Raw genomic sequence first — 13,007 nt, 5'->3', positions numbered from 1 at the left:
TAGAGAAACACTATGGCAACAATGACAGAAACATCTTCGATACAAAATGTATTGAACGAATTAGGAATAAAAGAACACAATGCTTGTTATTCAACAGGCTTAAATTGGGCTTCTACTGGCTCAAGAGAAACTAGAAAAATATATTCTCCTGCTGACGGAAAACTTATCGCTTCAGTTGATATGGCAACAAAAGAAGATTATGATACAGTAATCAAAACGGCACAAGAAGGATTCAAAAAATGGCGTACACTTCCAGCTCCTGCTCGTGGTGAAATTGTTCGTCAAATAGGAGAGGCTCTTCGTAAGCACAAAGATAATTTAGGCAAACTCGTAAGTTATGAAATGGGTAAAATTTATCAAGAAGGCTTGGGCGAAGTTCAAGAAATGATTGATATTTGTGATTTTGCTGTCGGACTTTCTCGCCAACTTCATGGATTTACGATGCACTCTGAGCGTCCAAAACACCGTATGTATGACCAATATCACCCACTTGGTGTAGTTGGAATTATTTCAGCATTTAACTTTCCTGTTGCTGTTTGGGCTTGGAATTCGATGTTGGCTGCTACTTGTGGTGATGCTTCAGTTTGGAAACCATCTGAAAAAACTCCATTTACAGCTCTTGCTTGTCAGAATATCATTACAGATGTTTTGAAAGCGAATGATGTTCCAGAAGGAATTTTCTCTGTAATTATTGGTGATGCAACTATCGGAAAAGCAATGGCAGAAGATGAGCGTGTACCTTTGGTTTCGGCAACAGGTTCTACTCGTATGGGTAAATCAGTTGGCGCAGCAGTTGGACAACGTTTGGGTCGTTCTTTATTGGAATTAGGTGGAAACAATGCAATTATTGTTACTCCAGAAGCTGATTTGGAAATGGCAATTCGTGCTATTATTTTTGGTTCTGTTGGAACGTGTGGACAGCGTTGTACTTCTACTCGTCGTTTGATTTTGCATGATTCTGTTTATGATACAATCAAAGAACGTTTAGTTAATGCGTATGCAAAACTTCCTATCGGAAATCCATTAGAACAAGGAACTTTAGTAGGGCCACTTATCGACAAAGATGCCGTTAAAGGTTTTGAAAATGCTCTTAAAGAAGTTCAAGCAGAAGGTGGAAAACTTATCTGTGGTGGTGAAGTTTTAGAAGGCGAAAAATATTCTTCTGGAACGTATGTAACTCCTGCCATTGTAGAAGCCAAAAATGAATACAAAATGGTACAGGAAGAAACGTTTGCACCAATTTTATATTTATTAAAATATTCAGGCGATGTAGAAAATGCAGTTGCTATGCAAAATGATGTTCGTCAAGGACTTTCTTCTTCTATCTTTACTAAAAATATGTTAGAAGCAGAAGGATTTTTAGCGCATTGGGGTTCTGATTGTGGAATTGCAAACGTAAATATCGGAACATCAGGTGCAGAAATTGGTGGTGCTTTCGGTGGTGAAAAAGATACTGGTGGAGGACGTGAATCAGGTTCTGATGCTTGGAAAGTATATATGCGTCGTCAGACAAATACAATCAATTATGGAACAGAACTTCCTTTAGCTCAAGGAATTAAATTTGATATATAAAGTATAAATAATGTCGTCGGTGGGGACACCGACAACGGCATTTTTTTTCAAACCTATAAGGATTTCAGAATCCTTATAGGTTTTTTGTTTTGAGGTTAAATAGGAAGCAAACATTAAAAAAGCGATATTTTAATGTTTGCTCATTTAAGCGCATCATTTTTAATGTCATAATACTAACCACACCTTAAAAAAACAATTTTTTGATGTATACTCTCTCAATTACATCAACTTTGACGTAAAATACTGACCAAACATTAAAATATCGCTTTTTTAATGTTTACTTCAAAAAAAAACGTACCTTTGAGGTAAATATTTTACCAAACATTAAAAATCAGTTATTTTAATGCCAGAATTACTTTATTCTATAAACCCAGATAGAAATATACCTTGGAATGATTTACCACCATTACCAATTAAAGAGGAATTGTACAAAACTATCGAAATTCTTGAAAAGTTAGGAAATGCTAAAGCTGCTCTAGCAAGACTTCACGGAAGAAGTGCTGTTATACCTAATCAGGGCTTGCTTATCAATACGATAAGTTTGCAAGAGGCAAAAACTTCTACTGCTATTGAAAATATTTTTACTACTGATGATGAATTATATAAAGCATATAGTGAAAAAAATAGCGAATCAAATACCAAATCAGCACCTAAAGAAGTATTGAGATATAGAGAAGCTCTATGGTCTGGATATAATTATTTACAAAAAGAAAATTTATTTACACGAAAGTATTTTATTCAAGTATATCAACAAATAAAACAGACTACAGATGAAATAAGATTACCTTTTTCAAATACAGTAATCAAACAAGGAGGAACTGGTGCAAATGCTGGTAAGGTAGTTTACACTCCTCCTCGTGGAAAAGGAGTAATTGAGAGTAAATTAGACAATTTGATTGATTTTGTTAATGATGATGAAAAATATAAAATAGACCACTTATTAAAAATGGCTATAGCTCATTTTCAGTTTGAAGCAATTCATCCATTTACTGATGGAAATGGTAGAACAGGACGAATTTTTAATATTCACTACTTAACTAATAAGGGTTTACTTGACTTCCCTATATTATATTTAAGTAAATATATTCTTGCACACAAAGACGATTATTATGAAAATATAATGGGTGTTTCACAGCGAGGGAATTGGAAAAACTGGCTACTTTTTATGTTGAAGGCAATAGAAGTAACTTCAAATAATACTTTTGATATGATAAATGATATTGTACTATCTAAAAATTCGATTTTAGAGTATATAAGTAGCGAGGGCAAGTTTAAAGATGTAGAAAAACTTTCAGAATTTCTATTTATGCAACCCTTTATTAAGGTATCACATTTGGTAGGTGGGGGACTCTATGCTGAAGGTACTGCAAGAAAATACCTAAATACCTTATCAGATTTACGAGTATTAGAAAAGAAAAACATAGGAGGTAAACAGTATTATCTAAACAATGAATTATATAGAATTTTGTCTAAATAGATTTGACGCTTGCTAAGATCGGATTACTGACTGTTATCAACGTCTTTTTGAAATCGCATTTTTAAACCTATAAGGATTAGCTTTGCTCTTGTCAGTTCTGAAATCCTTATAGGTTTTTTGTTTAGAGCATTTTACACTTTCTGACTTTATATTTTGAGGTCAAATAGCAGGCAAACATTAAAATATCTATATTTTAATGTTTGGGCTGTTTTTTACATCAATTTTAAGGTTGAAATAATTTACATTCCTTTAAATCCTTTCTCTTTAAGAAAATTTTTTACTTTATCTAATAGTTCGCCTTGAATTATTATTTCTCCATCTTTTGCAGAACCACCTACACCACAATGATTTTTGAGTTGTTTGGCTAATTCTTTTAAATCTTCTTCTTTTCCTTCAAAATTTTCTATCAAAACAACCGTTTTACCTTTTCGTCTTTTACGGTCTAGACTTACTTTTAGTCTTTGCTCTTCGTTTGGAAGTGTTTCTATTTCCTCTTGTTCTTGAAATTCAAAATCTGGATTTGTGGAAAATACCATTCCACCACCACTTCCATCTGTTGAAATTCTTTTTTTCTTTTTATCTCTTGCCATAATTATTGATTTTGAATTTATGTTTTATCTAGCAAAAATAGTAGATTTAAAGTTACTAAGACCAATTTATCATTTTTATTAAAAAAAGCCAATTTTACAACTTTAAAAACATAATTCATAGTAACTAGCGTTACTTAACGATTAAACAAGAAAGTATAAATAAAGACATAAGATATATCTCAATCTTTGTGGTTTCTCAGAGTTTTGAACGATTATATAAATTTGATTGGCAAGTGATTTTTATTAAAACAAAACTATCTTTTAAGAGTTTTTATAAAAAAATAAAGTCAAAATTGTGTTTTTAGGTACAGTAATGGTAAATTACTTTATCAGACAATAATAAAAGGGGAAAATCAAAAGCATATAAATTTTGTTTTTGAGTATAATTAGATAATTCAAAACAATACTTTTAATCATTTTTTTTTAGCTTAATTCAGTTTACATTATGAAAAATAATATTTTATTTCTTCCTCTTATCCTCCTTTTTATGTTCGGATTTACATTTTCAAACTCTTCTACTATTGAAGAAACTATCAATACTACCTATAAAGTAAATCAGACAATTGTTTCCTCTATTACTTTCAAAATCAAAAATGCAGGAATTGGCGTTGATGGAAGTTTTAAAGGTTTTCAAGGAACAGTTGACTTTAACCCTGACAATCTTGAAGCGAGTAAATTTGATGTGAGTGTTGATGCAAAAACCATTGATACAGATAATGGAACACGAGATAACCACTTGAGAGAAGAAGAATATTTTGGTGTAGAAAAACATCCGAAAATTTCGATGAAATCAACAAAAATAGAAAAAATAAGTGATGGAAAATACAAAGCAACATTTAATCTTACTTTAAAAGGAACAACAAAAGCAGTTTCATTTCCTTTTTCGTATAGCAAAACAAGTACAGGCTATAAACTAAATGGTTCTTTTGAAATAGATAGAAGAGATTTCAAAGTAGGAGGTTCTAGCTGGATTCTATCTGATGATGTAAAAGTATTTATTGATTTGGAAGTAAAAAACTAACTCTAATAATTAAAAACGATTACAGTATTTTGAAGTAATACTATTCGTTTTGCATACTTTTTAGTTAGATTAGTTTCTAAAATGTTATTAATTCTTATACTTTCTGTATTTTTACAGAAATATAATTACCCTTTTTAACTGATTTGATTGTAAGAATCAATTTTAAAAAGGGTTTTTCATAGTTTATAAGATGTTTAATAATTACCAAGCATTGGGGAAATAATAAAAATGACACTTTTATCTCAAAAAAATCTTTTATGAATCATTCGAATATAGCTGTTTTGAAGCAGCTCAAAGATCTTCTCAATCAACTTTCAGATAAAGAATATGCTCAACCTTTACCTATAATTTCTCAAAATACAATAGGAAAACATGTCAGACATATTTTAGAATTTTATACATGTCTGTTTACAGGAATAGAAAATAAGTCAATAGACTATGATGCACGAAAACGTAATCTTGAATTAGAAAACTATACAGAGAAGGCATTAGAAACTTCAAATCTTATTGCTGAAACATTACTAAACTTAGACAAAGATGTAGAATTAGAACTTTTTGCAACACTTCCACATCAAAGAGTAAAACTGACTTCTACTGTCGAAAGAGAACTTTTATATGTATTAGAACATACCATTCATCATTTTGCAATTATCAAAATTGCTGTCAAAAATGAATTTCCTCATGTGAAAGTGGCTGACGATTTTGGCGTGGCTTATGCAACACTTCAACATCAAGAAGTAATTAAGAATTAAAAATTACGACTTGCCAAAGAGACGAAGCCAATTACGAATTAAATTAAAATTATTTCTACTTTTTAGTAACTAGCCGTTGTCGGTGTCTCCACTGATGACATCATTATAACATGAAAAAACCTTTATGGTGGATAAAACTGACTAATTTTGAATATTGGTCATTTTGGTTTTTCTATTTGCCTACAGTACCTTATGGTTTGTACTTGGCTTTGCGTTCGGGTTCGTTGGCATATTTTACCTCTGTCAATCCTGCTGTTCCTTTGAGTGGAATGCAAGGACAACCCAAACAAGATATTCTCAAACTTTTAGATAATAAATATCTTCCCAAGTCGCTTTATTTTAAGCATAATTCGGAATTTGAAATTGTTAAATCTGAAATAGAAAAAAAACAAATTGAATTGCCTTTTATCATAAAACCTGAAGTAGGAGAGCGTGGAAAAGGTGTAGAAAAAATAGAATCCTTTGAAGAATTAAGAGATTATTTGAAGGAATACATGCAGGAAAATAAAGCTGATTTTATTATTCAAGAATTTTTGAAAGAACCAATAGAATTAGGAGTTTTGTATTATAGATTACCAAATAATTTGAAATACAAAGTAAATGAGCTAAATAATAATAATCAAAATAAAGGACGTTTAAAGAAATTCAAAAATTCTGCAATTACTTCTATTGTACAAAAAGAATTTCTGACCGTAACAGGTAATGGGAAAAAAACTTTGGAAGCACTTATTGAAGACTCTGATAGAGCAAGATTTCAAAAGAAAAGATTAGAAAAAGAGTTTGCCCAAGAATGGAATATGATATTGCCAAAAGATGAAAAAATCGTTTTAGAACCTATTGGAAACCATTGCAGAGGAACAAAATTTTTGGACGGAAATAAATACATTACAGAAAAAAATTTAACTACTTTTGATGAAATAATGAAGCCATTAGAAAATTACTATTATGGAAGATTCGATATAAAAGTTTCTTCGCTAGAAGATTTTAAACAAGGAAAAGGAATTAAAATAATGGAAGTAAATGGTGTAGCTTCCGAACCAGCTCATATTTACGATCCAAAAATGCCAATTTTAAAGGCTTACAAGGATATTTTTTGGCACATGAAAATTATTCAAGTAATTAGTTGTCAGAATAAAAAAGATGGAACTCCGTATGCTTCTTTTAAGCAAATTTGGAAAATAGTGAGTGATGAATTCAAGAAAACCTTTTTTTAATTCAATTTTATAGGTGAATTAGTCAATTATTTCACTTGTTTGCCAAAATATAATAATTAAACCTTTTTTCTTTCTTGATTTTGTGATTAATTTGCTTTGATAATTATTAGAAAAACGGAAACTTTATAAATTATTACGCTGAAAAATATACCAAATGAACTTAGTTTTAAAAATAGTTCTTTATAAAAGATGTCTAATTCTTTTTTTCATTTTGTCATTTATATTTCAAAGTTCTAGTTTTGCCCAAACTACTACTCAAGATAGTTTACAAAATTTACTTTATAAATTTTCTTTAGACGAACTCACTCGTTTAGATAATCAAAATCTAGTCACAACAGCTTCTAAGAAATCTGAACGTATAGAAGATGCTCCTTCTGTAATATCAGTAATTTATAAAAAAGATATTGAGAACTATGGAGCTACCAATATTTTGGATTTACTCAGAAGAGTTACAGGAATTTATGTGGCTGGTTCTGGATTTATTCCTGATAATATGATTGCCTTACGTGGCGATGCAACAGTACATTATAGTAGCCGAGTTTTGATTTTGCTTGATGGAAGACCAATTAGAGACAACAGTAGTGGAGGTCTGCGCATGGCTTTTAATTTAATGTATCCGATTGAGCGCATCGAACGTATTGAAATTATACATGGAGCAGGTTCGGTTTTATATGGAACAGGAGCATATTTAGGAGTAATAAACGTAATCACGAAATCAATAGGTGAAGAACCTCTAAGTGTAAATATACAAGGAGGAGGCTTTGGTAGATTGCAGACAAGTATTACAAAAGGATTTAAAAAAGAAAATTTTAAACTGTCTTTATCAGGACAAATTATTCAAGAAAAAGGCTGGGATTTTACAGCAACAGATGGAATTCCTCAAGTCACTCGCACTATTAAAATGCAAGAAAATGGATATGGACTTAATGCACAATTAGAATACAAAAAATTCAAGATTCAAGCCTACAATGGACAAGTTACACAAAGAGCTATGTATTTTGCTGGTGCTTGGTCAGCGTTTGATATTATAAATGGAAATGATACCACTTTTAGTTATAAAGATTATAATGGAATTCATAACCTAACTTTTGCAGACGCAGGATATAAAATTGATATTTTGGAGGGTTGGTCTTTGAATGCAAACGTTACATTGAATCACAATATTTTTAGAGAAACAGCAGAAGATGCCCTTGATGATATTGCAGTTACGAGTGCTACAGACGTTTTGGGCGAAATTTTCTCTTCTGTAGATTTAGGCAAGAAAGGAACTTTTGTAGTAGGTGGACTTATTAATCAGGCTTCTGGAGAGCAAACTTTTCCTGTTAGTTTGAAACAAGAAAAAACAGCAGAACAACCTTTTGAAGCTGTAGGTTTTGGTTCTTTTAATATCTATAATTCAAATATTGGTAAAAATCCAAATTCTCCTTTTATTATTGAACCCTACAATGAAATTTATTACTCTTTGTATGCTCAAGCTGATTATAGAATTATTCCTCAACTTAAGTTAGTAGCTGGAGGACAGTTTAATAAAGCTCCTAATGTAGATATTGATTTTGTTCCTCGCTTAGGTGTCATTGCTAATCTTTCAGAAGAGTTTACAGCAAAATTTTTATATAGTGAAGCATTTAGAAATGGTTCTGCAATAGAGCGTCTTATTCGTGTAAACTTTGTTTTTGGAAACGAAAATCTAAAACCTGAAAAAATTCGTACAACTGAACTAAATCTTTCTTTTAAAGATTTAAACAAACGTTTTTCTACTTCGCTTACTTATTATTACAATAATCAACAAAATTTGATTGTTCGTTCTCAACAAGCAGCACAAGATGAAGACCTGCCTACTTTTGAATATTATATAAATAGTGGTTCACGAAAATCACAAGGAATAGAACTTGAAATAGGTTATTCTCCTATTGAAAGACTAGAATTGACAGCATCAATAAATGTAAATGATAGTTTTGATGAGCTAAATACAAGAAGTCCATTTTCAAATCAAGATACAGTTTATGTGGCACAAAATATACAAGCTGTTCCACAATCAAATGCCAAAATTGGTTTTGATTATAAGTTTAGAAATGGAATTTCTATTGGTATTTTTGATTGTTTTTGGTCAGGTGTTACTCGGGTTTCACAAAGTCCATATAGAAACACGTTAGCAAAAGAACTAAATCCTCCAATACATTCTTATCACCGTTTGACAGCAAACTTGAATGTAAATGTAGGCGAACTTTTTGATGTTATTTCACTTAATAAACTCAGATTTTCTGTTTATGGAGATAATTTACTCAATCAACAAATTATGATGGTTGAACCACAAAATAATGTAAATACACTTCCTGCCTATGGTGGAAGAGCTATTTATGGAACTGTAAAATATGTTTTTGAGTGATTTTTAGTAATTGTCTGACACTTTTAAGTGTCTGACAATTATATACTAAGACATTTCTTTCTCCAATTCTTTCAATTTTGCTTCTACTTGCACTTTTATAACAGGAATAGCTTGTAAGACAAACTCTAGTTTATCTTTAATTTGTGCGATTGTCCAGCCGTTTTCTTGACTTGATTCTATTTCTGAAAGTGTTGTATTAAATTTTGTTAGACCTGTATAAGCTGTACATGATTTGAATTTATGAACAGTTTGACGGAGTGTGTCTAGTTCTCCATCATTAAATTCTTGTTGCAACTGTGCTGGATATTCTCTTAAATTTTTATCCAAAATTTGTAACATACTTTGAACAAGCATTGGCTCATTATCTACAATTTCATAGATTTGAGAAAGATCAATTTTTTCGTGGTAACTCATAGTATTAGTGTTGGTAAAGGATAGTAGTTGTTGCCAAATCTGAAAAGGATATAAAGGATAAATCAATAAATTTGTTTCATTGTTTATCAAATGCTGCTCTTTTTCTAAAAAAGTTGGTTCGACAAGAAGGCAGGCTGAAAATGAATCTTTTTTTGTATTATTTTTAATAAAACTCTGCTCTATAAAGATAAAATCTATTTTAGAAAAATCAAATTCCGAGTTTTGGTTTATCTCAATTTCTACAAATTTTCCTCCAGCTAGTTCTACTATATTTTTAATTAGTTTTTGATGTATAGAATTTTTCCCTAGATAAGAAATTGTTTTTTGAGCAGATAAGAAAGTCTTTATTTTTTTAGGAAAAAGACAAATACCACTTATCTTTTCGAAAGAATCAGATAGAGAAACTAGATTTTCAAAATGATTTTTATATTCCTTCTCAGAATTAGACTCAGAATTAGATTGAATAAAGTTTTGTGTAGCCGTTTTTTTGAGATTATCAGCCAACAAGTTTGTCCAATCTACTCGTAACTGTTCATTGAGTGCAGTTAATTCTTTTTGATGGTTGATTTCTAAGAGTTCAGTATCTTTGGTCAGTTGCCATTTTTCATTTAAAAACTCCACCTCTTGCAGCTTTTTATTTTCCTCTGCATTTTTCAATGATGTATAATAATCAGTTTTATCTTCTAGTAAACATTCTAAATAAGGAGTTGCATCTTTATCTGTTTTTTTTTTGATGGTAAATAAAGCATCTACAAAAAAAGTTTCTTCTTCAAAAAGAAGTTCTAGGTTATTAATAGAAAGACTTTTTTCTTCCTTGTTTGTGTTCTTAAATAGAAAATCAATAGCTTCTTTATGCGCTCTGAATAGTGTGAAGCGTTCAAAAAAATCAATATCTTCCTTTTGATTGATTTGCCAAATGGCTTGACAGGTATTTTGAATAATTCCTTTTTTGTCTAAATAGAAAATTTGAATGCGATTCGCAACAAAAGAGAGTTTGCGAGCATTAAATTCAGAAACCAAAGATATATTTTTTGATAGGATTTCTTTAGGCACTTTTAAAAATGAAATAGAAAAGGAATACAATAAAAAGCTAAATTCTACTTAAAGTTACAAAAAAAATCTATTCTTTTGGCAAAACATTCGAAAACTCAAATGGAGAAATCACTTCTCCTACGGTTGCTTTGTAAGTTTGCCCTTCTAGTTGTTCAATACGCATAAAAAAGGTCATTGTTTCATCAAAGTATTCCCAAATAGTGAGCTTGTTTGCACTTGTTTTGGCTGTTAATTCGTGTCTCCAACCTGTTTTTGTATTTTCTCTAAAATAATCTATCTCTTGATGATTTAGAACTGATGGAGGACGTAAATTTGTCTGAATTTCCTCTTCTAATTCTCTATCAATAGAATGAATATTTACTTTTCTAGCTAAAATAGTATGCAATTGAGTACCTTCATTTCGTATGTACAAATGCAGTGTTTCTTTTTCATTTACTAAGCGAAACTCTTTTCCACTATTTCCATTATCCCAATCGTATTGCCATTCCTGTACAGTTTCCCATGTCGTCAAATCAAAATCTACTAAGTATCCTGCTTTTATATTTATGATACTTAATCGCATTGGGTCAGCTTCTGGAGAATCTAAAATACGAGGCGCAATTGGACGTATTTTGCTAATACTGCGTTTTTCTAAGTTTATAGAATTATCTTTTCCAGTATCTTTTTTCTGTAAATCATAAGGTGTGCGAAGCATAAAACGTGAACCTTTCGCAGAAGAATAAGAAGAGGAAGAAATAGAGTCTGCTGTTGTAGGATTTTTGAGACCATAACGATACTTTACAAGCACATGACGAAGTGTTTGGTCTGCTATTTTGTTGTTATGAGCTTCTATCATAGAGGGAATCCTGAATAAATCAATAAACCACCAAATACCAAAACCACCTGCCGTAAACCAATATAAAAATTGTAAAATCCATTGATTGAGATAAGCATAATGTGTCCCAAAGACAAGCAAGTGCAAAATGTATCCTATGGAAGTCGTACGTGCATTTCGGTTATATTCTTCAAAAAATTCTCGTTGAGCTTCCTGTGGGAGTTCTGAAAGTTGAGCAGTAACAGCATAAGGAAGTTCACGAGTGAGTGAAGGTGGTAATATTAGATTTCCCATTTATTAACTTAATCTTTTTTACTTGTGATGTAATTTATATTCCTAATTTTTTAAATTTGTTTTCATCTATCTACAACTTACGTAAAAAAAAATTAAAGGATTATAGAAAAAACCTGATTTAGGAATATTTAGTGATTAAAACTAGAAAATCTATTTTCATGACTTAATTTTCCAATTCCTAATTAAATTTACTCTTTTCTACAATGTTTTGTTTTAATTTTAATTCTAGTTTTAGAGCTTTGGGTAGTAAAATTCTATTTTCTATATCTGCATGTATTTTCAATTCTTCTTCAAAATCTTTTAATTCTGCATATAAAACTTTTATTAAAAGAGGTGTTTTTGCTGTAATTTTATAGTTACAGGTAAGTTCTCTAATTCCTTTCATTTCATCGTCATCTTGTTGATGCTGACGTAAAAAACGTGAAATAGAATGTTCTTTCATTGGGTAAAACACTTTTGTTATTTGTATTTTTCCATAAAAAGCATTGTCTAAAAGACTAATATAATCGAAGAGCGAATCTTCTTCTTCAAAAATATGATGAATAAAATCTTCTGCAAATAAAGGAAAAGCAATTTTTAAATCTCCTATGATGGATTTATATTTATTTTCAAATCCACTACTATCACAATCACAAACCAGTTTTGACATATAAGGCAAACTACGACGCATAAAAATACGATGAGAATGCTTCAAATAATCAATAACAAGTTGTACAGGATAATGAGAGATACTTTGATATATTGCTTTTGATGAATTAGTGTTTTTACTAACTGCTAACTCTAATTGTTTTATTAAAAGTGCAGCATCAATTCCTTTTTCAGCACAACTTTGTGCTAATGTTTGATGAGCATGATTATAAAAATCTATTCCAAAATAATGAAGCACAGCAGCATACACATAGTTTTTAGAAACTAAATGGGTTATGTTTTCAGTAGGTTGGAGAGTAGTATTATTTTCTCTATTATTTTCTTTCTTACTATTATCTCTATTTTCCATAGGCTTCTTGTTATTTGAAAGAACAATTTACTAATCTACAAAAATATAGATTTTTGAGCAAACCTGAATGCTTTTTTAATAGGAAGAAAAATTAAGTTGTTGTGATTTAAATTTATTTTGAGAGTCTTAAAAAATTAAAATCATAGAATAAAAAGTAGTTTATTCCTATTATAAAACAGATAAGTACAATAAAATAATTAAATGAATAAGAATATTTGGTAGTGTTTATAAAATAGTTGTAAATTGCGCATTCATTTATAAGGTAGCTAATCAAAAAATAGTTCCCTTAATAAATAAAAAATATTGAAAAGGTCTTGTTTAGAAATTTAATTTCTATTTATAGCTTTTTACGTTAGATACTATCTACTCACAAAAAAATATTCTCAAGGACTTATTAAATTGATTTTTAGACTATATAACTCA

At 30.3% G+C, this 13,007-nt stretch carries 10 protein-coding genes; 6 read left to right on the top strand and 4 right to left on the bottom strand.

What is annotated here, in order from left to right:
- Positions 1-12 precede the first annotated feature (12 nt).
- Both V9L05_RS04280 and V9L05_RS04275 read left to right on the top strand, forming a co-directional pair.
- On the top strand, positions 13-1,572 hold the full coding sequence (locus V9L05_RS04280; protein WP_338790160.1) for an aldehyde dehydrogenase family protein: 1,560 nt from the start codon (positions 13-15) through the stop codon (positions 1,570-1,572).
- Between the two features lie 343 nt (positions 1,573-1,915).
- Positions 1,916-3,049: a Fic/DOC family N-terminal domain-containing protein gene (locus tag V9L05_RS04275; protein WP_338790161.1), complete on the top strand. Its 1,134-nt coding sequence runs from the start codon at positions 1,916-1,918 to the stop codon at positions 3,047-3,049.
- 239 nt (positions 3,050-3,288) lie between these two features.
- Here the strand turns inward: V9L05_RS04275 and V9L05_RS04270 are convergent, their stop codons facing one another.
- A complete protein-coding gene (locus V9L05_RS04270) occupies positions 3,289-3,639 on the bottom strand; it encodes a translation initiation factor (RefSeq protein ID WP_338790162.1) in 351 nt (116 codons plus the stop codon).
- 445 nt (positions 3,640-4,084) lie between these two features.
- Here V9L05_RS04270 and V9L05_RS04265 point away from each other — a divergent pair, with 445 nt between their 5' ends.
- The 4 genes from V9L05_RS04265 (at position 4,085) to V9L05_RS04250 (ending at position 9,012) form a co-directional block, all read left to right on the top strand.
- On the top strand, positions 4,085-4,660 hold the full coding sequence (locus V9L05_RS04265; RefSeq protein WP_338814510.1) for a YceI family protein: 576 nt from the start codon (positions 4,085-4,087) through the stop codon (positions 4,658-4,660).
- A 257-nt stretch (positions 4,661-4,917) separates the two neighbouring features.
- A complete protein-coding gene (locus V9L05_RS04260; RefSeq protein ID WP_338790165.1) occupies positions 4,918-5,412 on the top strand; it encodes a DinB family protein in 495 nt (164 codons plus the stop codon).
- Between the two features lie 110 nt (positions 5,413-5,522).
- The gene (locus V9L05_RS04255) at positions 5,523-6,626 is read left to right on the top strand and encodes a hypothetical protein (protein WP_338814509.1); all 1,104 of its coding nucleotides are present in this window, start codon (positions 5,523-5,525) and stop codon (positions 6,624-6,626) included.
- A 211-nt stretch (positions 6,627-6,837) separates the two neighbouring features.
- Positions 6,838-9,012: a TonB-dependent receptor gene (locus V9L05_RS04250; protein WP_338814508.1), complete on the top strand. Its 2,175-nt coding sequence runs from the start codon at positions 6,838-6,840 to the stop codon at positions 9,010-9,012.
- Positions 9,013-9,057: 45 nt separating this feature from the next.
- On the opposite strand, the gene V9L05_RS04245 is transcribed toward V9L05_RS04250, so the two are convergent.
- The 3 genes from V9L05_RS04245 to V9L05_RS04235 all read right to left on the bottom strand — a co-directional run bounded on the left by V9L05_RS04245 (position 9,058) and on the right by V9L05_RS04235 (position 12,584).
- Positions 9,058-10,479 (bottom strand): Hpt domain-containing protein, encoded by a 1,422-nt coding sequence (locus V9L05_RS04245; RefSeq protein WP_338814507.1) that lies wholly within the window; start codon positions 10,477-10,479, stop codon positions 9,058-9,060.
- 67 nt (positions 10,480-10,546) lie between these two features.
- On the bottom strand, positions 10,547-11,587 hold the full coding sequence (locus tag V9L05_RS04240) for a DUF4178 domain-containing protein (RefSeq protein WP_338814506.1): 1,041 nt from the start codon (positions 11,585-11,587) through the stop codon (positions 10,547-10,549).
- A 178-nt stretch (positions 11,588-11,765) separates the two neighbouring features.
- Positions 11,766-12,584: an iron-sulfur cluster repair di-iron protein gene (locus V9L05_RS04235; RefSeq protein WP_338814505.1), complete on the bottom strand. Its 819-nt coding sequence runs from the start codon at positions 12,582-12,584 to the stop codon at positions 11,766-11,768.
- Between the last annotated feature and the right edge of the window lie 423 nt (positions 12,585-13,007).

The sequence above is a fragment of the Bernardetia sp. Wsw4-3y2 genome (assembly GCF_037126295.1).
Taxonomy (GTDB): Bacteria; Bacteroidota; Bacteroidia; order Cytophagales; family Bernardetiaceae; genus Bernardetia.
This window is presented reverse-complemented; position numbering and strand designations above follow the sequence as displayed.

What these genes read in the sequence shown, in the direction of transcription:
- V9L05_RS04280 (WP_338790160.1), top strand. Translation starts at nt 13, where the DNA reads ATGGCAACAATGACAGAAACATCTTCGATACAAAATGTATTGAACGAA.
- V9L05_RS04275 (WP_338790161.1), top strand. Translation starts at nt 1,916, where the DNA reads ATGCCAGAATTACTTTATTCTATAAACCCAGATAGAAATATACCTTGG.
- V9L05_RS04270 (WP_338790162.1), bottom strand. Translation starts at nt 3,639, where the DNA reads ATGGCAAGAGATAAAAAGAAAAAAAGAATTTCAACAGATGGAAGTGGT.
- V9L05_RS04265 (WP_338814510.1), top strand. Translation starts at nt 4,085, where the DNA reads ATGAAAAATAATATTTTATTTCTTCCTCTTATCCTCCTTTTTATGTTC.
- V9L05_RS04260 (WP_338790165.1), top strand. Translation starts at nt 4,918, where the DNA reads ATGAATCATTCGAATATAGCTGTTTTGAAGCAGCTCAAAGATCTTCTC.
- V9L05_RS04255 (WP_338814509.1), top strand. Translation starts at nt 5,523, where the DNA reads ATGAAAAAACCTTTATGGTGGATAAAACTGACTAATTTTGAATATTGG.
- V9L05_RS04240 (WP_338814506.1), bottom strand. Translation starts at nt 11,587, where the DNA reads ATGGGAAATCTAATATTACCACCTTCACTCACTCGTGAACTTCCTTAT.
- V9L05_RS04235 (WP_338814505.1), bottom strand. Translation starts at nt 12,584, where the DNA reads ATGGAAAATAGAGATAATAGTAAGAAAGAAAATAATAGAGAAAATAAT.